Origin of the sequence: Ktedonobacter sp. SOSP1-85, assembly GCF_016587415.1 — a bacterium.
Lineage (GTDB): Bacteria > Chloroflexota > Ktedonobacteria > Ktedonobacterales > Ktedonobacteraceae > Ktedonobacter.
On record NZ_BNJI01000001.1, the window covers coordinates 4,911,703 to 4,935,002 of the forward strand.

12 protein-coding genes are annotated in these 23,300 nt (G+C 46.5%); 11 read left to right on the forward strand and 1 reads right to left on the reverse strand.

Annotated elements, in window-relative coordinates:
* The first annotated feature begins 117 nt into the window (after nt 1-117).
* From KTE_RS20535 to KTE_RS20570, 8 genes are all read left to right on the forward strand, one after another.
* Complete coding sequence (locus KTE_RS20535) at nt 118-342, forward strand: helix-turn-helix transcriptional regulator (RefSeq protein ID WP_255552982.1); 225 nt, start codon at nt 118-120, stop codon at nt 340-342.
* A 218-nt stretch (nt 343-560) separates the two neighbouring features.
* A complete protein-coding gene (locus tag KTE_RS20540) occupies nt 561-1,325 on the forward strand; it encodes a hypothetical protein (protein WP_201384120.1) in 765 nt (254 codons plus the stop codon).
* Nucleotides 1,319-2,212, forward strand: coding sequence for a hypothetical protein (locus KTE_RS20545; protein ID WP_201384122.1), 894 nt, complete (start codon nt 1,319-1,321; stop codon nt 2,210-2,212). Before KTE_RS20540 ends, KTE_RS20545 begins: the two co-directional genes overlap by 7 nt.
* 280 nt (nt 2,213-2,492) lie before the next feature.
* The gene (locus KTE_RS20550) at nt 2,493-5,306 is read left to right on the forward strand and encodes an NACHT domain-containing NTPase (RefSeq protein WP_201384124.1); all 2,814 of its coding nucleotides are present in this window, start codon (nt 2,493-2,495) and stop codon (nt 5,304-5,306) included.
* On the forward strand, nt 5,306-5,932 hold the full coding sequence (locus KTE_RS20555; protein WP_201384126.1) for a hypothetical protein: 627 nt from the start codon (nt 5,306-5,308) through the stop codon (nt 5,930-5,932). Before KTE_RS20550 ends, KTE_RS20555 begins: the two co-directional genes overlap by 1 nt.
* A 147-nt stretch (nt 5,933-6,079) precedes the next feature.
* A complete protein-coding gene (locus tag KTE_RS20560; protein WP_201384128.1) occupies nt 6,080-10,951 on the forward strand; it encodes an Eco57I restriction-modification methylase domain-containing protein in 4,872 nt (1,623 codons plus the stop codon).
* Nucleotides 10,951-14,472 carry a helicase-related protein gene (locus KTE_RS20565; RefSeq protein ID WP_201384130.1) on the forward strand — a complete coding sequence of 1,174 codons (3,522 nt, stop codon included), beginning with the start codon at nt 10,951-10,953 and terminating at the stop codon, nt 14,470-14,472. Before KTE_RS20560 ends, KTE_RS20565 begins: the two co-directional genes overlap by 1 nt.
* A 113-nt stretch (nt 14,473-14,585) precedes the next feature.
* Complete coding sequence (locus KTE_RS20570; RefSeq protein ID WP_201384133.1) at nt 14,586-17,531, forward strand: N-6 DNA methylase; 2,946 nt, start codon at nt 14,586-14,588, stop codon at nt 17,529-17,531.
* A gap of 178 nt (nt 17,532-17,709) precedes the next feature.
* Here KTE_RS20570 and KTE_RS20575 read toward each other — a convergent pair whose 3' ends face one another.
* Nucleotides 17,710-18,021 carry a hypothetical protein gene (locus tag KTE_RS20575; protein ID WP_201384135.1) on the reverse strand — a complete coding sequence of 104 codons (312 nt, stop codon included), beginning with the start codon at nt 18,019-18,021 and terminating at the stop codon, nt 17,710-17,712.
* A gap of 56 nt (nt 18,022-18,077) precedes the next feature.
* Between KTE_RS20575 and KTE_RS20580 the strand changes: the two genes are divergently transcribed.
* The 3 genes from KTE_RS20580 to fxsT (KTE_RS20590) are packed head-to-tail and all read left to right on the forward strand — an operon-like array spanning nt 18,078 to nt 23,215.
* Entirely contained in the window at nt 18,078-18,476 is a 399-nt protein-coding gene (locus tag KTE_RS20580; RefSeq protein WP_201384137.1) for a hypothetical protein, read from the forward strand.
* A gap of 18 nt (nt 18,477-18,494) precedes the next feature.
* A complete protein-coding gene (gene fxsT / locus KTE_RS20585) occupies nt 18,495-20,708 on the forward strand; it encodes an FxSxx-COOH system tetratricopeptide repeat protein (RefSeq protein ID WP_201384138.1) in 2,214 nt (737 codons plus the stop codon).
* Nucleotides 20,709-20,734: 26 nt separating this feature from the next.
* The gene (fxsT, locus tag KTE_RS20590; RefSeq protein ID WP_201384141.1) at nt 20,735-23,215 is read left to right on the forward strand and encodes an FxSxx-COOH system tetratricopeptide repeat protein; all 2,481 of its coding nucleotides are present in this window, start codon (nt 20,735-20,737) and stop codon (nt 23,213-23,215) included.
* The last annotated feature ends 85 nt before the right edge of the window (nt 23,216-23,300 follow it).

Here is a 23,300-nt window from a genome sequence, read left to right on the forward strand (position 1 = left end):
CCTAGAACTAGGATTTTTACATCTCAATTTTTAATTTTGCCATTTCAATGGCGGTATCGCAATGGTAACATTACAATCACTCTATTGTCAACCTCTCCATCAGTGTATGCTGAGATTATGAGAGTAAGACTGAAGGTAAAAGAAGTTGCTGAAGCTAGGGGTGTCTCTATGACCAAGCTTCACACACGGTCTGAGGTGGCATATAACACTATTCGCCGTCTGTTTCGTGATCCATATGTGGAAATCACAACAACAACGCTTGCTCGTTTAGCGGAGGCTCTCGGGGTTGCTACATCGGACTTGATAGAAGATGTGCCAGATGATACTCCTGAAGGCGAATAAAAAGAACTATATACACACTGTTTAATGTTTGTATGCCATATACAGCTGTCATCGATTTAACCTCTACCTATTTATTTGGAATGAGTTCGTCAAAAATTGAGATCCCCATCGGAGTAGGAAAAGTATCTTTTTGGTAGATGAAAGCCAAAAATCCATGTATATTTCCTTCATAGGCGTGAGAAGTAAAACACGTGAATGTATGAAGGAAAATGTGAAACATGGAAGACATCCATTCAATCCTCATTAATGTCCTTTCTAATATTGTTTGGTTGCCAATCGGAGCCCTTCTCGCCTACATCGGCTTTTTCTTCAGTGTTCGTCTTCCCCACAGAGCACTTTGGCAGGTCAAAGATCCCGCAAATCTGGTTGTTTGTGCCTCTAGTTCCACTACGACGAATACTGGTGTGTACAATCGCCCTGCAACAGGGATTGGGCAGGTGCGGGCATTGGCCCTTGCTCTTCGATCACTCCATCACGCCTATCACAAGCATCTCGACATTCGAAATATTTTGCTTTCGACGGATCACCTACAAGAACGTATTGAGAACGATCTCCTTATTCTTGGGAGCTCCAAAACCAACGCTGTGACGGCACGCTTCCTGGAATTGTTGGAGGATGAACAACCGGCCAAAGTCATTGATAGCCTCATCATCTGGCGTATTCATAAGGCAGGAGGGCAGTGGGTTGATCAAGGAGCTGTTGAATATGAGGGAAGTGCTATGAAGCGCCAGGTTGTGAATGACTACGGCCTCATTATACGAGCATATAACCCTTTTACCTTACGAAAACGAACCGCGATCCTCTTTTCAGGCTCGCATACGTATGGTACGGTAGCAGCAGCAAAATTTTTTACGGAGAATATGCAAGGACTGCTGCGTAAACTCACAAAAGATGGGCGAAAAAATTTTGTGATACTCGTGAGTACGCAAGTTGTTGAAGGATATCCCACTCGCATGAAAGTTGAGAGAAGTTACGCATGGTAGAGAACAACGCTTCAAGTCAAACGTCAACGGATGCTACTTCGCTTCAGTACACTGTGGAAGAACAATTTCTCGCAGCAAAGACGGGTGTTGAGGTGGATTGTGAAGATACCATTTATGTTGGACCCCATTTTATCGCGGTGATTGATGGGGCGACCTCGAAAACATCAAGAAGGTGGGATGGTCAAACAGGGGGCCGTATTGGTGCGACGGTGTTACGAGATGCATTTGGAACGCTTCCACCTGATGCCACTGCGCGCCAGGCTGTTGATCAATTGACGATGGCACTCCAGCAGTTATATGAACAGCATAAGGTCGTCGATATTATGCAATCTGATCCAGTGCAGCGTGCGGTCGCATCATTCATCGCGGTAAGCTTCTTTCGGAAAGAGGTATGGCTTGTTGGTGATTGCCAGTGCTTGCTCAATCAGGAACATATTGTGAATACAAAGGAAGTGGACCGCATTACATCCCTGGCTCGTTCGATGTTTTTAGAGGCTGAGATTGCTCAGGGGAAATCTCTTGACCAGTTACGTCAGGAGGATACGGGTCGCGCATTTATTTTTCCCTTGCTCGAGCGGCAAATGATCTTCCAGAACAATCCTTCAGCCGGTCAATACTGGTTCCCCGTACTTGATGGTTTTCATGTCCCCGATGAGGGTATCCGGGTTCTTCCTTTGCCTGAAGATATTACAACCATCATTCTGGCTTCAGATGGATATCCAGTATTGACAGAGACATTGGTATCTTCTGAGCAAGCATTGCAAGAACTGCTGGTTGAAGATCCTCTCCTCTTTCGCAAATACCTCTCCACAAAGGGTGTGGTATTTGCGAACAATTCCTACGATGACAGGGCATATGTAAAAATCCATGTGCCCAAAAATCGTTGAAGGGGCGTTATTCCATAAAAGAGACTTTAAATAATATAAAGTGAAAGGATTGCATAGGAGCATGGATGCTTCTTTTAGATCCGAGCATGATCAGTCTATTCTTGTCCTCTACGCTACTGATGAGAAGAATGCAGGGTATGTGCAACGCCTAAGAACACACCTCGCTCCTTTTGTGCGAACACAAAAGCCTGAAGATGTGATGTGGGATATCTCCATGACACCTGCGGGGGTAGATACACTTGCCTATTTTGAGCAGCAGCTTCAGAGGACAAGGGCCGCTGTGTTATTGCTTGACGCCGATTTTTTTGCATCCTCTTTTATCCTTGATCAAGCACTGCCGTTGTTGTTTAAGGCTGTTGAGCAAGGAACGCTTCGTATTTTTCCTGTGCTTGTTGGACCTTGTCAACTTGAACTCTATCCAGAGATTGCTCGTTATCATCCTGCGCATGATAGTTCTCGTCCGTTATGGATTACGGCCCCTCAGCGGCGCGAAGAGTGGTGGGCTCAGGTAGCACAGACCATTCATACGGCAGCGTTTGTTTCAGATGAACAGAATGGGAAGCAATTTTCTCATGCGGAGAAGATTGCTTCTGAGCAAAAGGCGAATGTTCGTCCACGCAAGCAGCAAAATATTCGTCAACCAGGCCTCTTTGATCAGCCGTTGGTGACTTCATCATTTCCTGTCACGCTCGATCATCCTCAAGGAACAGTAATTGGCGAACATAATACTGTTACAATATCGTTCTACAATACAACCCCTGCCGCTCCAGTCGCCTCTGAGCCACCGCTACAACTAGATGATTTTCTTGCTGTGTATCGTGAAAAATTGCATGATGACCCAGAGATCGCGAAGCTTCAAATCCTGGGGATGCGAGAACCACTTTCCGTGTCTGATCTCTATGTGAGAGTACGTCTGCATGATGATCCACGCCCCCATTCACGTCTAGATCATGAGCAGCAGCAATTGCGTGATCCACTGATGGCGTTGCAGCAACGACAGGCATGGGTTGAGCGCCGTTCCTCCTCCTCAATGGATCCAACTGAGGCTGTAAAACGGCATCGTAGTTGTGTCATTGTGGGGGATCCTGGTGCTGGAAAAACGACATTACTCAAGCGCCTGGCACTGTCAGCAATCGATAGGGCATTGGAAGATATGCCTGTTTTGCCAATCTATATCAAGCTCCACAAAATTGCCAGGAAGAAGCAATTTGATCTCTACGCTGCGTCTGTAGACGTATTAGTTGCATATGGTTTTTCTCGTGCCCAGGTTACACCGCTGCTTGAGGAGCGTATGAAGGCTGGTGATGTTTTATTGCTACTCGATGCACTGGATGAGACGGTGGTTGGCGAGACAAGCCAGGCCGCCGAAGAGTCTTACCGACAGGTGCATGAGGCGATCCTCAATATAAAGCGGCGATTTCATCGTGTTCCTGTTGTGGTGACTGCACGCAAAGTTGGCTATTTTCAACGTGGACAGCTTCCAGGTTTTACTGAATTAGAGATTCTGGATTTTTTACCCAAGGATATTGAAGAGTTTATAGGCAAATGGTTTAGTCATGGCAGCGAAGAGCGTCAAGCCCTTGGTCCACGTTTGACTGCTGCACTCAAAAATAGTCCACGGATTGCTACCCTGGTTGCCAATCCTCTATTGCTCTCCCTTTTAGCGATTACCTATGAGCATGATGATCCAACATTGCCTGAGAGTCGCGCAGATCTTTACAAACGTTGTGTTGATACTCTGCTTTCTCGCTGGGACGCTGATCGCTTTATTTCTCGGCACCATATCTTGAACCGCGAGGATCGCAAGCAACTGCTTCAACAAGTGGCCTGGCATTTTCATCAACAAGGTCTGCGCTACTTTAGTAAGAGGGATCTTCGCCCCCTTGTCGGGGATTTTCTGGAAAGTTTGGGGAAACCCCCAACGTTAATGGAAGCTGTCTTGCAAGAAATTGCGGGTGAAGAAGGCCTATTACGTGAGCAGGCCGATGAGGTTTATGGCTTTCTTCATCTGACCATTCAAGAATACTTTGTTGCTGTATTTGCGAATGAAGATGTGAATCTTTTACTGCCTTACTTGGGGTCTCCATGGTGGGAAGAAATTGTATTACTTTTTGCCGGGCAGGTACGCGATGCCAGCGCTTTGCTTACCCATCTTGTTACATATCGCGGGGTCGATGAAGTGCCCGAAGATATATTCTCAACGAAGTTAATTCTGGCTGGGCGCTGTCTTGCTGCACGTCCACGCCTGAGGACTGACAGGTCGTTACGTGATACGATTCCGCAGCGCCTTTTTCAACTCCTTGAAGAGGGTCCTTATGCGCTTGTACGAAAACATGCTGCGGAAGTATTGACTGAGATCGCACGCACTGATCCTGATGGCAGTATCGCCGGGAAATTGCTGTCATATGCACTGACAACTTTAGAAGATGACACTCTTCTATCACAGGATATGTTATTCGAGGCATTGAGCTCTTTTGGGTCGGAGCAATTAGCCTCTCACCTGCTTCATCTTTCACTCGAACAGCATGCACTGACTGCTTCTCCGTTTTTTCTAGATATTTTTAGCCGATACGGCACGGCTGACATGGCCTCTCGTCTGTTACCTCTCCTTGATGATACCCAGGCTGATAGCTGGTTTCGTACGAATGTGGTCTCGCTGCTTGGGGTGATGGGAGATCGTAGTGTCGTGCCCACATTACATCGTCTACTTCGCGATACGCAACAGGATGAAATGCTCCAAGCGGCGTGTATTAAGTCTCTGGCGATGCTCAAGGATGTTTCCATCGTGCCAGTTCTGCTTGCTGTTCTTGCAGATCCTCGTACTTCGAGGACATTACTTTCTACAAGCATTACTGCATTGGCACAGATAAGAGATCGCTCTATTGTTGCTGATGTGGTTCAGCTCCTCTCTGATCCCTTTCTCTCTGAGGAGGTTCGAAGAGAAATCTCACGTTTGCTGGATGTGTTGTATGAGGAGAGTGTCCTCGCGCATCTGGTATCACTCCTTCATGATAGCTCTCTTGGAGCTGGTTTGCGCGCTCGTATTGCCTCTCTGCTTGTTCGTCGTGGGGGACAACCTTTGAAGAAGACTTAATGCATCTATTGAATGACGAGACAACGAATATTTCCATTCGCTGCGCTATTATACGAGGATACGGACTAAAGGGTAATTTTGTGTATCTTCCTCTCCTGCAAAAATTGACCTCAGAGAAGCAACCAGAAGAGATGCATAACGAAGCCGTTTTAGCTCTTGCGATGTTGGGAGATTACCCTGCGCTTCAGGAACTGTTACAGCTCTGTATGCAAAAGCGATTGGCTGAACGGCACCAGAGGCAGTTAGCTCTTCGATGTCTTGCCCTGCGTATTGATATAGCAGAACTATTACCCCTTCTTGAAGACACAACATTATCTCTGGAGTGGAGGATATATTTCGTTCGTCAGCTTAGGAAAAGAGATGAAAAGACGGTTATTTCCCCTTTGTTGGAACTACTACACAGGCGTGTCATTATTCGGGAGGTACGTGCGGCCATTGCTGATGTTATTGGAATGCTTGCTGATGATGAAGTGACTGTACATCGGTTAGTTGACTTGTTACCTGGTTCTGATATTGCCAATCAGATTCATCAAGCACTTTGGTCAGTCTGCCGTCGTGCTGGTGTCACTGTTATTGCCAGTGGCCCTGATAACACTCAGTTACGCGTTGTGAAAAGGTATCACTAATTTTCTGTGAATCCTCTTATTTATTTTTAGGCAGTAAACACGCGAGTGTCTATTGACAACTCTTCAGTAGAAATGATAGCCTTATTTACACGTATTGGTATTTTTGTTGTTTAGACTTGCACTTCTGCTAGAATTTGAGATGGTACTATGCTACTCAATGAGTATGAAATTCCTTCGCAAGTTATCTTAGATCTCTCTTCGATTGAGCGTATCGCTGAATTCTTTGCTGCCCTTGGCTATAACCCCAATCCCGAAAGTTTTCCTCAATCCACTGAAGCCTTAAAAAATAATTTGCATTCAGGCGATGAAGAACTACGCAGCAAAATACGCAAAATGCGTCGAATCGGTTTTCGCAGCGATGTTTCTTTTTCCAAATTTTATGTTTATGTGTATGTTCTATCATCTCTTACGCAAACACTGATAAAAAGAATATTTCGCGATCTGAGCAAACATGAGGGCGATTATCTCGTAGTCGTTTGTGACGAGAAAATTGAAGAAATCGATATCGTTTATATTGACCGTACGTTTGGAACCAATGCACATTTTGCCACGCAGCCCTCTCTTCCAGGAGTGCAGCCTGTTTTTCAAAATCCTGTTTCCACGCGTATGCGCCTTCTCTCTATCAAGCGCTCAAATCCTTCCCATGTGGTTCGTCGTGTTCTGAACCGTTTTCGCTGGCCTACAACCAGGAGTGTGGTCACGCAATGTGAAATTCTGAGCAGTGCATATGATGTGGCCGAGTGGAGTGAGGAATATTTTAACAACCGTGCGCTTTTCTCAGATCACTACCTGACGGCAAATGTTCCTGCACAAGATGAATGGCTTGACTCACGAAATGACATGCGTGAGGCAAATCAATTAACAGCAGCTTACCAGGGGCTACGTAGACTTTACGATGATGCAGCTGATACATTTTTTGAGCAGCCGAGTGGAGCCATGAGGCAACGGCTCATTGAACCGGCGCTCAGGATCCTTGGCTTTGCAAAAGAGACCTCATCTCAGCCGTATACGCAAGATGGGGAGAATCGTCGTCTCCCTGACTACACCCTTTATGTACCAGATGACATGGGACAGCCGACATCAAAAGTGGCGATTTGCCTGGCCTATAAGTGGGGACGTAATTTAGATGGTTATGAAGAGGTAGATGATGTATTGGGGGTGACATCTCTTGACCCGACCGATCGCGAAAATCCAGGCGCTGTAGTGGTGAGTTTACTTGATCAGGAACAGGTTGATTGGGCTTTCCTAACAAATGGACGTACCTGGCGTCTCTATTCGGCCAAAACTCATAGTCGGGCTACGAATTACTATGAGATTGATCTCGATGAAACACTTGCAATGCCGCGCGATCATACAGATGCGAAAGAAGCGTTTCGCTATTTCTGGTTCTTTTTTCGAGCCAACGCTTTTCTTCCAAAGAAGCGTGATGGCTATGAAGAAGCCCTGTCATTTCTTGACTGGCTGTTGCGTGAGTGTGAGCGCTATTCGCTGGCCCTTGGTGATTCGCTGAAGAAGAATATCTTCGAGGAGGTGTTTACCTATTTTGCGGGAGGACTGATGCATGATGCACAGCGTCGAGGAGCACTCCCTACGGATATGGGGATGTTAACATCCGAGGATCGGGATAGTTTACTGAAGCCTTTCTTTAATGCTACCCTAACCCTGCTTTATCGCTTACTCTTTTTGCTCTATGCTGAGAGCCGATATCTGTTGCCACTACATGAGCGACGTGGCTTCTATCCCCACAGTTTGACAAATCTTAAGGCTGAAATTGCAGGGTTTGCTGAGAACAATGAAGTTCAGGTTCGTGCGAAACTGCAACGACACTATAGCGATAAGACTTTTGACCTCTATGCACGTTTGCAGGCGCTTTTTGAAGCTATTGATCGAGGTCGTGAGGATTGGAATGTGCCGGTCTATAATGGCGGCCTGTTTGCGACTCAAAGTGCTATTACGCGTCAACCAACTACACCTGCAGATTGGAAGAAGTTGATCGATTCATCAACCTCGGAAGAGATTGTAACCTATATTCTGGCAACCTTTCGTGTGCCTGATCTTTCTCTATCGATCGGTCTTGACAAACTTGCTCGTGGGGTAGACCCAGCGCGGCATGAATTAGTCTCTATTGATTATAAGAGCCTTGGGGTGCGCCAACTTGGAAGTATCTATGAAGGACTACTCGAGTTCAAACTGCGTATCGCTCTTGAAGAAATGGTTGTTATCAAGGAAAAGTATCTTCCCTTGAGTGAGGCGGTTCGTGGGGGAAGTTATGTTGTAGGGAGAACGCCTGTTATTCGGGCGAATGAGCTCTATATCGAAAATGATCGCCAGGAGCGAAAAGCAACTGGAAGCTACTATACTCCCGATTATATTGTTGGGTACATTATTGAGCAGACAGTTGGTCCAGTGCTGGATGTGAAGGAATCACAGTTGCTGCCAAAATTTCGCTCATTTGAACAGCAGATTTTGCAGCGTCAACGTGAGAGTCGGGTGTTGCAGCTACGCAATATGGTCTCAACAGATCTCAGCAATATTTACAAGGACTATCAGCATCTTGTAGATGATTTCTTTGACATAAAGGTGCTTGATCCAGCCATGGGAAGTGGACACTTTCTCGTCGAAGCTGTTGATTATATCACGCGTCGTATGCTTAAGTTCCTTGATCAGGTACCAACAAATCCTGTACGCTATGAGCTGAAAAAAATCGAACTCTCTATTGCTGAGGAGATGGAGCGACAGCATATTGTCATTGATCGCTCGAAATTGACAGAAGTTAATCTGCTCAAACGACAAGTTCTCAAGCGTTGTATCTATGGCGTAGATGTCAATCCTATGGCTGTCGAATTGGCAAAAGTTAGTGTTTGGTTAGATAGTTTTACTCTTGGTGCTCCACTCTCCTTTCTTGATCATCACCTTAAGACAGGAAACTCACTTATTGGTACAAGGATAAACGAGATACGCAAAGCCATTGAAGAGGGGCAGCTCTCACTCTTTGGCAATAATATCTGGGCTGGTGCGCTCCTTTCAACAGAAGGTATGATTCGTGTAAGTAAACTTACGGATGTGACACCAGGACAAGCACGTGAGAGCAAAGACGAATATATGCGCTCTGAAGCTGCAATTGCGCCTTACAAACATCTATTAGATGTCTACTCAAGCCGTTGGTTTACTAATTCAATTGTGGTAAGTAAACGTGATAAGGTTAACAAAGATAAGGCTCTCGATTTCATACGATCTGATGAAGCACAGATTTGGGTAGAAATTGGTACTCAACAGCAACTCAATGAAGAACAGCTTGCAGTACTAGAGAATGCTGAACGCGACGATAAAGAATATCGCTTTTTTCATTGGGAACTGGAGTTCCCTGAGATCTTTATTGATCTAAAGCATGCCAGCTTGAAAGATAATCCAGGCTTTGATGCTGTGGTCGGGAATCCACCTTATGGCGTAGTTATAGGAGAACCCATGAAAAAGTTCTCCATAGAACACTTTAAATCGGCAGAGTATCAAACCAATACTTATGTAATTTTTGTGGAGCAAGGGATCAAACTGGCACGTAAAAATGGGTTACTTGGGTTTATAATTCCTACAACATACATAGGTATGCACTATTTTTCTAAATTGCGTCGTTTTATTTTGGAAAATACAACGCCTGTCAGTTTGAGTAAATTGAAATTTCCCGTTTTTGGCGATGCAACAGTTGAGTCATCATTAGCCATTCTTCAAGCCCGAGAAAAAACTAATCAATCTAATATCTTGGGACAAGCCTTTATCTACGATTCGCTCACCTCTTTTTTTAATCATGACAAGGCTCCCATTGTATTTAGCATTGATGATGTTTTGAATTATGACAAAAATGACTTCTTCTTTTTGGAAGAATCCCAAAACCAAACATTTGCGAAGAAATTACACTCGGCCTCGTGGAATTTAGCAGATATTTGTGACATTGCAACAGGTGCCAAGCCATTTGAGATAGGAAAAGGGAAGCCACCTCAAACCGAGAAAATACAAAAAGAAAAACCATATGTTCTTGAGGGGAGCGCTCCTGATTCTACATGGTCACCATTATTACGTGGCTCTCTCATTCAGCGGTATGTTAACCTATGGAACCATGACTATTGGATTCAATATGGGCCTTGGCTTGCTGCTCCCCGTGATCCAGCAATATTTGATGTCCCAAAAATTCTTGTCAGACGAACAGGAGATTCTATCATTGCGTTATACGATACAAAAAAATTTATCACGTTGAATAACATTTTTAATTTGATCGTACATAAAAAAAATTTGAGTGAGTTATATGTGCTTTCTATACTTAACTCCAAACTATCAACTTACTACCATCGGGCCCAAGTAGGAGAGGCAGGGAAAGTATTTGCCGAAGTGAAGATCGTTGATTTAGGTAAATTGCCTATTCGTCGGATTCAATTTGTAACTCCTAAAGAGGAACGAAATGCTGCCTTGAAACAGGTAAAGCAACTTTTTGAGCGCTTCCTTCGGGATGCTGATTTAGCATTAATATTAACTTTTGTTGATCAATGCTTGCAGTGTAAACCAGAGGCTTCAGATATTGTGCACGATTTACTGGCATATGTAGCTCAAGTGATGCTAAGCTTCAATAAAGAAAAGTACACTATTCAGCGTGAATTCCTTGACTACCTCACCTCTATTCTTCGGATTCAGCCACAACCCGATAAGAATGGTAAGGTGGGTATTGATGCTATGAAATATAAAGCAGAATTGCTTGACTACTCTGGTGATTATCAAAAGAATGAGTCTCATCTCACCTTCGAGCAGTTAAAGGGAATCCTTCTAGAGAGTAGCAATAAGAAACGTTACTTAGTGCCTTTGACTGCAGGTGTACTAGCGGATATTGAGAAGGCTTACCAGAATAACCTGCCTGAAGTGCTGCAACTCAAGAAACGCCTACAACGCACTGACTACCTTATTGACCAAATTGTCTATCGCCTCTATGACCTGAATGACGAAGAGATCCGAGTGGTTGAAGGCGAGGTACAGTAGTGGAATCTCTTGAATCTGTCAATAAGCAACTCAGCCTTCCTCTCGATGATGACGGTGTGCAAACCAAAAAGCTCGATGAACTTCCCTTTGTTATTGATAACCAACAATACATGATGAGTGATGTTCTCAATACCTTATTAGAACATCACCAGGAGCATGCACTCGATATTGCAACGGCCTATTTCAACATTGGCGGTTGGCGTCTTCTCCATGAACGTCTCATTGCTCTTGCTTCTTTCCGTCTACTGCTTGGAGATGAGCCTGAGGCTGGTGCTGATATTGGTTTGCGTGAGATTGGGGCCAAGCCAGTAAAAAGGCTCATTCAGGAACTATCTGAGGTGAGCTTCAATGAGCAGACGCTCCGTCTTGTTGAGACACTGGTTGCTTTTTTACGCCAGGATTCTGTACAGGTACGTCGGTACACCTCTTCCTTTCTCCATGCCAAATGTTACCTTTTCTACAATGATAGCGACTTTGCGCGTTTCTCTCCCCATACGGCCATTGTTGGCTCGTCCAACTTTACTCGTGCGGGTCTTTATACCAGTAAAGAGTTGAACCTGGTGCATCGGGCTGCCTTGCTTCCTGAGGAGATTGATCCTGAACGCCTCAAAGGTATTATGGAGCGACCTGAGCGGAAGCAGTTGACGCAAATGGACGAGGCGCAGCGTGTTCTGGCTGGTAACGTTCCAGGATTGCTTGCCATGAACCAGCTCTCTCAATGGTATGAGCAACACTGGGAGTCCTCCCAGGATTTTAAGGCAGAGCTCTTAGAACTGCTCAATGCCTCCAAGTTTGGACAGAAGGAATACAGTCCCTATCAGGTGTATATGAAGGCGATTTATGAGTATTTTCGTGATGACCTGGAGACGGAGCAAGAGGGCAAACCTGTCGCGCGTTCTGCCGTAGAATTGAGTGAGTTTCAGGAGGACGCGGTTAAAAAGGCTCGGAAGATCCTTGCACGCTATGATGGGGTGATGGTGGCTGATAGCGTGGGACTTGGAAAAACCTGGATTGGGAAGAAACTGCTTGAAGATTATGCCTACCACTTGCGCTATAAGGCAGTGGTGATTTGTCCGGCGGCATTGCAAAAGATGTGGCATGACGAGCTCCTCAATGCCAGTATTGCCGCCCAGATCGTGACCCAGGAGGCACTGGGGCGCGAGGAATTTGACCTGCACAGCGTTGCCGATGCGGATGTGATCCTGATTGATGAAAGTCATAACTTTCGGAATCATGCTACTCAGCGCTACGAGAACCTGGAGCGGTTACTGGCCGCGAACCAGCGTCGTGGTGGGATTAGTCATGAGCGCAAGAAAATTATTTTGCTTACTGCTACCCCCATTAATAATGGTGTGTTTGACCTCTATAATCAGATCAACCTGTTTACCGGTGGGGATCGCAGCTATTTTGCCGCAGCAGGCATTGGCGATCTACAACGCTATTTTGCCGTCGCACGGCAGATGAGTCGCCAACGTGAGAGCAGCATTGCCCTTTTTAACTTGCTTGAAGAAGTAGTGATTCGTCGTACACGCCCTTTTATCAAGAAAGCGTATCCGGACGCGATGATTAATGGGCAACCTATTCACTGGCCGGAACGTCGGCTCAGGACCATTCGTTATCACCTGGAGCACGCTTATAGTGGTATCTATGGCCAGATTGTAGATGGTATTGAGATGTTACGTCTGGCTCCCTATCGCCTGGAGACGTATAAGAAGAAAGGGGTCGAGCGCGATCAATTTGAGGAGGGGCGTGAGGAGGCTCTGGTAGGCATTTTCAAGAGCCGCTATTTGAAGCGCTTTGAGAGTAGTATCGAGGCCTTCCGCATTAGCGTGCGGCGTGCGCTGGAGTTCCTCGAAACCTTTGAGAGCTATATCCTTGATGGCAAAGTGCTTGATAGTGCGAGTTTCCAGAAGGCAATGCGGTTCCTTTCGCGTGAGGATGAGGAAGATGATGCTACGGCTATGCCCAACTCACGCGCAGATGACCTGGATGCCAATGTGGAGGCACGCCAGTTCCTGGAGGGTCTGCCCACACTTGAGGCATCCCAGTATGATCTCAAGCGATTGCACAAGGATATTCGAAAAGATGTCGATGCGTTGCGTGTTATCTGGCAGCGTATTAATCTCATTACGCCGCGGAATGATGCGAAGTTAGCGCGCCTCAAGGAGTTGCTGGCCGGGGAACTCAAAGGGCAGAAGGTCCTGATTTTTACGTACTATAAGGATACCGCGCGCTATCTCTACCGAGAGCTGTGTGCTGATGATGCAGCAAGTGAGCAGTGGCGCAGTGAGGCGGGGAATCCGCATATTCGCCGTATGGATAGCGGGGCGGATACCAAAGAGCGGGCGCGCCTGGTGGCGCAGTTCGCGCCTATCGCGAATAAGCGGACTGATATTATGGGGACGGACGATGAAATTGATATTTTGATCTCGACCGATGTGCTCTCCGAAGGGCAAAATTTGCAGGATTGTGGCGTGCTCATCAACTATGATCTGCACTGGAACCCAACGCGTATGATTCAGCGGGCCGGTCGTATTGATCGCTTGGGAACGAGCTTTGAGACGCTCTGGGTTCATAATATGTTTCCTGATGATGGGCTGGAACAATTGCTTAACCTGGTGGAGAGCCTCTCGCGCAAGATTAGTGAGATTGATCGGAACGGTTTGCTTGATGCAAGCATCCTTGGGGAGGTCGTGCATCCTCAAAACTTTAATACGCTCAAAAGGATTGCGGAGGAGGATGGAAGCGTCATCGAAGAGCAGGAGCAATTTGCGGAACTGGTTAGCAGCGAGTTCTTGTTACAACACCTCAAAGATCTCCTGGGACAGGGACTTCTACAAAGCCTGACAGATTTACCCGATGGTATTCATAGTGGGTTGAGACGCCGCGGGGCCAAAGGCGTGTTCTTCTACTTTACTGCACAGGAGAAGAAGCGTCGCCAGTCTGGGGCTGCGCTGAACTTTGAGCGAAGGCAAGTAACGACGACTGGGAAAAAGCAACACTTTTGGCGCTACATTGACCTGGTTGATGGGAGTGCTGACTATGGCGAGATTGAAGAGAACCGGTATCTGATTACCAACCTTATTCAGTGCCAGCCTGATACCCCACGTATTGCTCCCGTACGTGGAGAGGTGAACATCTTTGAGTTGCAGGAGAAAGTGATAGCTTCGATCTTGCAGTCGTCGGCTGAGCAAGTGGCTCGCGAGGAAGCACCGCGGGTACTAGATCCCATTCAACAAACGGTAGCATCCGTACTGAAACGGTATCTGAATCATCCTGGAGTGCAGCGCCAGGAGGTTATTGCCGCACTGCAACGGGTAAATGTGCCACAACCACGAGTTTATACGAGAACGCTGCGTAAGGCTTATGATACGTTCAAACGTGATGGACAGATGACAAATTTACTTTCGACTGTGCTCAGTATTGGTGAACAAAGTCCAACTCGAGAACAAGATCAGGAGAAAACTGAGAGGATACGACGGGAAGATCTCAAGCTGATTTGCTTTGAGTATGTCTGGTAGCTATAATGTGCATTTTGGTAAATAGATGTGATTTGGGTTTAACATCAAATTGTCTGTCGATGTCGCGCTCCTGAATCTGCTGGATAAAAGTATTTTCTAGAAGGATCATTATAGTGGCAAAATTAGATGAGATAAAGAGACACTTATGGGCATTAACAGACAATCTACGTGCTAATTCTACCCTAAAACCGTCAGAATACTCTGAGTTGATCCTGGGATTGATTTTTCTTCAGTTTGCTAACGAACGCGTTAAACAAGTAAAGGCTGAGATACGAGCGACGCGTCCAGCAGGGTATGAGATCACGGATAATGATTATTTAGAACGTGGTGCTTTCATCCTCTCTCCAAGAACTTACTTTGATGAGTTATTGAAACTGCCCAGAAACACAAATATGGGCGAAATTGTTAACAACGTCATGAGCGCTATCGAAGCAAAGAATGAAGCTCTCAAAGGGGTGTTGCCAAAAAAATTTACTCGGCTCACGACTGATAGTATTTTTGCTCTTCTCGAAGCCCTGAAAGATGTTTCTTTCGATATTGAGCCTGACGTTTTTGGAAAGCTCTATGAGTATTTCCTGGGTAAATTCGCCATGGCTGAGGGCCAGCGCAGCGGTGAATTTTTTACGCCACCCTCTATTGCACGATTGATTGTGGAAGTCCTTGAACCTGCCAAGGGGCATATCTTGGATCCTGTTTGTGGTTCTGGTGGTATGTTTGTCCAAAGTGCGCGCTTTCTACACAATCATCAGCTCAATCCAGAAAACCGCGTCTATATCTGGGGTCAGGAGATTAAGGAAGAGATGGTTCGCCTATGCCGTATGAACTTGGCCGTGAATGGGCTTTCAGGCAATATTGCTTTTACCAATAGTCTCTATGGCGAAATACAAGATCTTTGGGGACAGTTCGATTTTGTGATGGCCAATCCCCCTTTCAATATCAGCGGTGTAGATAAAACGAAGGTCATGGGTGATAATCAGCGCTATCCTTTTGGTTCACCACGCGTGGATAATGCCAATTATCTTTGGATACAGATGTTTTACAGTGCGTTGAATGCCAAAGGGCGTGCGGGCTTTGTGATGGCAAACTCAGCCAACCATGCTCGTGGTTCGGAACTGGATATTCGCCGTCAACTGCTAGAGAAGAAAGCTGTTGATGTGATTATCTCAGTTAGCCCCAACTTTTTTTATACTGTAACATTGCCTTGTACGCTTTGGTTCCTTGATAAAGGCAAAGTCGGCACAGATCGTGAAAATAAAGTTCTTTTTATTGACGCACGCAATATTTATCATCAGGTTGATCGTGTGCATCGTGAATTCTGGCCTGAAGACGTCGAGTATATCGCTAACATTGTGCGTCTCTATAGAGAGGAGCGCGTAGAGTACAGATATGGCAGTCAAAGGCTGCAAGAAACATTTCCTGATGGAGTGTATGCTGATATACCAGGACTGTGTAAGGTGATTACGCTTGCAGAGATCGAAGCGCAGGAGTGGAGCCTTAATCCAAGTCGTTATACAGAGTTACTTACTCCACCTGAAAAGTTTAAACAAGCCAAACTACATGAAATAGCAGAGATACAGAGAGGGCTTCCCCTAAGGAGCAAAGATCCAACTGAAAAGATATCTATTGTAAATGTTTTTGACTTATATCTTGTTAAATCAAGAAATATCCAGGATAACGGAAATATTGATATAAAGTCTTTAGAGAAGGTAGATTTTGATGGCGCTGATATAACAGTGCCGAGAAATATAGACAAAAAGTATTTTTTGCAACCATACGATATTTTAGTCGCAACTATAGGCAATGTTCGAAATATACCTGTTGCAATTATCAATGATGAGTTATCTGAAAATACTGTTTTCACGCAATCACTTCTAAGGGTTAGAGTGAATGCAGCGGTAGCTGATCCCCAAAGTGTGTTTACATTTTTACGATCCGAGACGGGGCAACAAATCATGCGGAGTTATGCATCTTCCCTCGGAGGCAATCTTCCGCAAATTAACACTTACACCCTTGCCCAGATTAGTATCTTCCTTCCTAACTCCTCTCACACTAAGGAAGTCAACGTTGAGGAACTTAGCTTCTTGTCCCAAGTGGTTCACCAACTGAAAAATGACATTGTGCCGGCTTTAGACAAGCTGGCAGAGCAACCAAATAGTCAAGCAAAGGTCAATGATCCACAAATAGAGTCGGTTGCAGGAAGATTGAAAGAACTTGCATTTCTGTTATCACCTCCGTCTTTAGCTGATAAAGTTATGAATAGCTATCCAATGCCTATAGCGTTAGCATATAGACGTTTTTTGGAAGCAAAATTCAATGTGTATGAGCAGGTATCGCGACTTAAAGATCTATTTGAGGCAACTGGATTTTTTATTTATAATGTTGTTCTAGCTGATGCTTTGCAACGTCTTGATCCCAACCAATATCGGATTGCAGATAAAGGAGCACGAAAAGCTTATAATGGCTATTCCATGAGTGCTCGTATGGATTTTGTGGATGCTATTATTAGTATTGCAAGATCCAATAATGGCAAAGATTTGTTTTTGACTGAATTGATTCAGTCCTCTGTAGTTCCTCATGCAAAGGAACTACAAGATAAATTTCGTAATCAACTCTCGCATACTGCTACACCTTCAGAAAGTCAACAAAGAAAGATTCTCAAGAGATATCAGCCTGTAGTTGAAGAGATGCTTACCCAGCTAGAATTTTTGTCTGCCTATCGTCTCATCCGAGTACCTTCTTTCCATATTAAGAAAGGCAAATTAATGTATAGAATGGAAATTTACCAGGGGGTGATGCCAAAAGTGGATGAGAAAGAAAATGGTAGCTTGATCCCTATCCAAGCAGAGCATGATCATATTGTACTGATGGATAGAGATGACAGAATATTGGATTTGCATCCTCTTTATCAGCTCCTAGCCAATGATGCCACCCATCAAGAGATGCACCTGTGCTTCTTTAAACAACGTAAAGAAAGTAGCAGACTCTTAGAGGGAGAGAGTGTGCAGGGCGCATTTTATGTTGAGTTGGATGGCTTTGACGATTTTAAGCTTTATGATTGACTTAGGTGTGTGCCCTTTCGTTGCTTGGCGGGCTGTTATACGCCCATGTGTTCTTCTTATAAAGACATGATGGTGTGTAACTGTTCTACCGTGCCTTCCACATTATAGATGATCATATCAGAATGTTTAAGCAAGGCAGGTAGGGTATAGGGACGCCGCACCACGATAGAATGCGTAGCTATCCCTTCCTGGCAGAGGTATTGATTTCGAGTAGGGCGTCATGATCAAGGCGATTATCACCAACAAAGATGACTCCTTGATGGCCGAACTGGTGAACATAGCAGTGTAGCGCTTCTCCTTTGTTGATCATCAGTGGGGCAAGAACCTCAATAAGACCAGGATTTTCGTCCACCAGAATGTCTTGAGTTGTACAAAGGCTGGTTTCATGTCCGCAGCCAACACACTTACACAAAGCAGTGCGATCGGGATGAGGTGGCTCAGCACCATAATCTGCAAAGAGGAATAAGAATATGTATTGCATTTTCAGCATATTGATGCGTTTATATAAGAGGGAATTGATGTGAAAACAATGATAAAGGAGATACGATGGACCCAATCTCTACCGTGGAGGCTGCGCTTACAGCAGGCGTTGCGACAAGCGCGCAACCCTTGGTCAGCCAAGCACTAAAAGACGCATATCAGGGCTTGAAAGCTCTCATCGTGCGTCGCTACGGCGACAAACCCAAAGTGCAGGAAGCGCTCAAAGACCACGAGGAAGATCCCGAAACCTACGCCAAACCTCTGCAAAAGGCTCTGCGTAGCGCCCAGATCGAGAACGACGACGAGATCCTCAGAGCGGCTCAACACCTTCTAACGCTGATCCAGCAGCAACAGGTTGGCACGGGCAACTACAATATCCAGAATAGCGGGCTCGTCCAAGGTCAGATCATAGGGGGCACGGGCCACAAAATCGACATGAGTTTTGGGGAACCTCCAAAGAAGTAGAGAAGGTGCGACCGCTTCATGGATGATGGCAGCATAAAGAATGATGGCTTGATGCAAGGCCCAATTATAGGCGGCCACGGGCATTACATTACTCAGCACTACTATGCATCTGATAGCAAATCTACCCCGCCTGAGCGGGCTTGGAACGTGCCCTATCAGCGCAACCCCTACTTCACGGGTCGCGAAGACTTGATGGTGCGTCTGCACCAGCAACTGCACGCGGGGCAGGACATCGCGCTCTCGCAGGCCATCAGCGGACTGGGAGGCGTGGGTAAGACGCAACTGGCGGTGGAATACGCCTACCGCTACCGTGAGGAGTACCGCTACATCCTCTGGGTACGCGCGGAGAGCGAGGAGAGCCTTATCTCCTCCTACGTCACCCTCGCCCACCTGCTCAACCTGCCTCAGAAAGATGTGCAGGATCAGCACATCACCATCCAGGCCATCAAGCACTGGCTGCAAAACAACAGCGGCTGGTTGCTTATCCTAGACAACGCCGACGAGCCAAAGATCATCCCACTCTACATTCCCGCTGCGCCTCAGGGCCACTGCCTCTACACCACGCGTGCCTTCACCCTTGGTCGCCTAGCCCACTGCCTGGAAGTTGAGAGCTTCTCTGACGAGCAGGGGGCTCTCTTCCTGTTGCGCCGCGCTCAGATTCTCTCGCCTGATGTCGCCCTGGAGCAAGCGTATGAGCATGAGCGAGAGTTGGCCTTACAAATTACCAGAGAACTCGGCGGATTGCCATTGGCACTTGACCAGGCGGGAGCGTACATTGATGAAGCTCAAACAAACCTGGCAGAGTATTTCCACCTCTACCAACGACGCCGCGCCGAACTGCTCAACGAGCGTGGAGAAATTGCTCCTGATCATCCCGAGCCGGTTGCGACCACCTGGTCCCTCTCCTTCGAGCGTGTCGCCCAGCGTAACCCTGCTGCTGCTGACCTGCTGCGCCTGCTTGCCTTCCTGGCACCCGACGACATCCCCGAGGAGATCATTACTGGTGGCGCTGAATATCTCGGTGAAACGCTTGCTCCCGTTGCTTCCGACCCCTTTAATCTGGACAAACCTCTCAGGGCTCTCCTGGCTTACTCCCTAATTAAACGTGACCGTGAGCAGAAGGCTCTTTCCATCCACCGCCTTGTCCAAGCTGTACTGCAAGACATAATGCCCACTGAAGAACGAAGGCAATGGATGGAGTGTGCAATATTTGCTGTAGGGAAAACGTTCCGGGATCCATCTTGCTTTGAACAGTGGGAATTCTGTGAGCGCTGGCTGCCCCACCTGCAATTATGTGTTAGCTGGGCTGTGCAGGAGAAGATCGAAACGCCTGAAGTCGCATATGTATTTCATCAGTTAGCATATTACTTAAGTGAAAAAGGACAGTACTCAGAAGCAGAATCATTGTATGACCGCGCATTAGCGATTGATGAGCGAGTCTTAGGGACTGAACACCCGCAAGTTGCGACATGCTTGAATAACCTGGCGTCGCTTTATCATCAGCAGGGGAAATACGAGGAAGCGGAACAGCTATATAAACGCATATTGGAGATTGACGAAAAGAATTTAGGAGCAGGGTATTCTCTAACAGAGTTAAATTTAAACAATCTGGGGTTGCTTTATCAATATCAGGGGAAGTACGAGGAAGCAGAGCAGTTATATAAACAAGAATTGGAGATTCGTGAAAAGGAGTTCGGAGTTGATCACCCTAGAACGGCAAAGAGTCTGAACAACCTGGGGTCGCTTTACCAGCATCAAGGAAAGTTTGAGGAAGCAGAGTCGTTGTTGAGGCGAGCATTGACGATTTGTGAGGGGGGGTTAGGGACCAATCATCCTGATACAGGATCGACTATGGGTAATCTGGGGTTACTTTATCAGTATCAGGGAAAGTACAAGGAAGCAGAGCCCTTGTTAAAGCGGGCGTTAAAAATTTGTGTGCAGGAGCTTGGAGTTGAACATCCCTATACAGCAGCGAGCCTAAATAATCTGGCGTTATTGTATCAAAATCAGGGGAAGTATGAGGCAGCAAAAACATTGTTGAAGCGAGCATTGGAGATCTCTGAACGCTCTTTGGGAGCAAGGCACCCTGAGACACAAAAAACATGGGAAAATTATATCTCGCTTCTGCAGGCGATGAGTCAAAATATCATAAGCGGGCAAGTTCTCGTCCAGGAGAAGTTGCACGGCAAGCAGAAAAAGAAGGCCCGTCAACGCGAGAATCGCTTGAAGTAACAATAGCATTGATGAAGGAATACACGATGGATGACGGTAGCACATACAACGTAAAGAATGATGGCTGTGTGCAAGGTCAGATTGTCAATGCGTACAATCCTCATATTATTCAGCACTATCATGCTTCTGAGAGTAGGCCCACGCCGTCGAAGCAGGTCTGGAACGTGCCCTATCAGCGCAACCCCTACTTTACTGGACGTAAGGACCTGCTGGATCGTCTGCATGAGCAACTGTCCGCGGGCCAGGACATTGCGCTCTCGCAGGCCATTAGCGGTCTGGGCGGTGTGGGCAAGACCCAATTGGCGGTGGAGTACGCTTATCTCTACGAAAAGGAGTACCATTACGTTTTGTGGGTGCGTGCAGAGAGCGAGGAGCGCCTCATCTCCTCCTACGTCTCCCTCGCCCATGAACTGAACTTGCCCCAGAAAGATGAGCAGGATCAGAACAAGGTTGTTGAGGCTGTTAAGCGCTGGTTGCGTAATAATGACGGCTGGCTGCTTATATTCGATAACGCTGATGAACCTGGTATTCTCTCCAAATATGTTCCCACCTCGCCCAGGGGACACTGCCTCTATACCACCCGTGCCTCTACCCTTGGCCGCCTGGCTCGCCGTCTGCCAGTCGAAAGTTTTACTCCTGAGAAGGGTGCCCTCTTCCTTCTCCGCCGAACTCAGATCATCGCTGTAGATACACCTCTTGAACAAGCATCTGAGCAGGAGCGTGAACTGGCCTTACAAATTACGAAGGAGCTTGGCGGACTTCCCCTGGCTCTCGATCAGGCTGGTGCCTATATTGAAGAAGCACAAACTAGCCTGGAAGATTACCTGCACCTCTACCAGCAGCGCCGCGCCGAACTGCTTGCTAAACGTGGCGACATAGCGCCGGACCATCCCGAGCCGGTAGCCGCCACCTGGTCTCTCTCCTTCGAGCGCGTCGCCCAGTGCAGCCCTGCTGCCGCTGACCTGCTGCGTCTGCTTGCTTTCCTGGCACCCGACGACATCCCTGAAGAAATCATCACCGCCGAGTCCGAGTACCTCAGCGAGACCCTTGCCCCCGTTGCCGCTGATGCCTTGAAACTAGACGATGCTCTTAAGGCGCTTCTGGCCTATTCGCTAATTAAGCGTGACCAAAAAACGAAGTCGCTCTCCATACATCGACTCGTCCAGGCTGTGCTACAAGACGTTATGCCATCTGAGGAGAGGAAACTATGGATTGAATGTGCTATCCAAGCGGTGAAGTCAAGCTTCCCCAACGTTTATGAATTTGAGCAGTGGGAGGCTTGCGAGCGCTGGCTGTCTCATGCGCAGTTATGTTTCATTTGGGCTGAGCAGGAGAAGATCGAAACACTAGAGGTCGCGAATTTGCTCGATGATACAGGTTATTATCTACTGGAACGAGATGCCTATATAGAAGCCGAGCGCTTACATAAGCGAGCATTAGCCATTCGTGAGCAAAAACTTGGGAGTCAACATTTAACTACAGCAATAAGTTTGAATAACCTAGCGCTATGTTACCGAGGACAAAGAAGGGATGCTGAGGCAGAACCATTACTAGAACGAGTATTGGTAATTCGAGAACAGAATCTTGATCCCACGCACGTTGCGATAGTAATAAGTATTAATAATTTAGCTCGTCTCTACCAGGATCAAGGAAGATATAAAGAAGCCGAGGCATTATTCGGGCGGATATTTGAGATTTATCAGCAAGGGTTTTATTCGAATGATTTAGTTATGGCTACTTGCTTGAATAACTTGGCATTGCTTTTTATGCATCAGGGGAGATATGAGGAAGCAGAACCGATATATAAACTTTCACTTGAAATAAATCTGCAAGTACTTGGACCAACGCATCCTCGAGTATTGTTAGTCCAAAGCAATCTGGCTGCTCTCTATCAAGAGCAGGGAAGATATAAAGAAGCAGAACCATTGTTAAGGCAATTGTTAGTAGTTCAAGAACAAATGCTAGGACCTCTGCATCCTGATGTATCACAAAGCTTGATTAATCTAGCTGCTATCTGGTTGAACCAGGGAAGGTACGATGATGCGGAACCGTTACTTAAGCGAGCGTTGGCGATTCGAGAACAGGCGTTTGGGTTGTTGCACCCTGAAACTGCAAAAAGCTTGAATAGTCTCGCTGCACTCTATTTAAAACAAGAAAGATATGATGAAGCCAAATTTTTTGCACGTCAAGGATTAGCAATTAGAGAGAAGGTGCTAAATGAACTACATCCTGATATCGTAGGTAGTTTAGTCAACCTGGGATCAGTCTACCTAAAACAGGAGAATTACGAAAGAGCGGAGCCATTGTATAAGCGAGCGTTGATGATCTGTGAGCGCTCGTTGGGGCCTAAGCATTCTCGTACGCAAGAGGCGCGAGTTAACTATACTGCACTCCTGCAAGCAATGGGTCAGAGTGCCGCACGGAAGCAGGCACAGGTTCGGGAGAAGCTGCGTGGCAAGCAGAAAAAGAAGACCCGCCAGCGCGATAACCGCTTAAAGCCGCAATAGTGATGATGAGGGATCACATTTATTAGACAGTCCATATCATTTGCCTGAAGCTGCTCCATGAGGTTGCCGTAAATATTGTGCCATG

Bases quoted from the DNA above. Each gene is read 5' to 3' on its own strand.
- KTE_RS20535 (WP_255552982.1), top strand. From the start codon at position 118: ATGAGAGTAAGACTGAAGGTAAAAGAAGTTGCTGAAGCTAGGGGTGTC.
- KTE_RS20540 (WP_201384120.1), top strand. From the start codon at position 561: ATGGAAGACATCCATTCAATCCTCATTAATGTCCTTTCTAATATTGTT.
- KTE_RS20545 (WP_201384122.1), top strand. From the start codon at position 1,319: ATGGTAGAGAACAACGCTTCAAGTCAAACGTCAACGGATGCTACTTCG.
- KTE_RS20555 (WP_201384126.1), top strand. From the start codon at position 5,306: ATGCATCTATTGAATGACGAGACAACGAATATTTCCATTCGCTGCGCT.
- KTE_RS20560 (WP_201384128.1), top strand. From the start codon at position 6,080: ATGCTACTCAATGAGTATGAAATTCCTTCGCAAGTTATCTTAGATCTC.
- KTE_RS20575 (WP_201384135.1), bottom strand. From the start codon at position 18,021: ATGCTGAAAATGCAATACATATTCTTATTCCTCTTTGCAGATTATGGT.
- KTE_RS20580 (WP_201384137.1), top strand. From the start codon at position 18,078: ATGGACCCAATCTCTACCGTGGAGGCTGCGCTTACAGCAGGCGTTGCG.
- fxsT (WP_201384138.1), top strand. From the start codon at position 18,495: ATGGATGATGGCAGCATAAAGAATGATGGCTTGATGCAAGGCCCAATT.
- fxsT (WP_201384141.1), top strand. From the start codon at position 20,735: ATGGATGACGGTAGCACATACAACGTAAAGAATGATGGCTGTGTGCAA.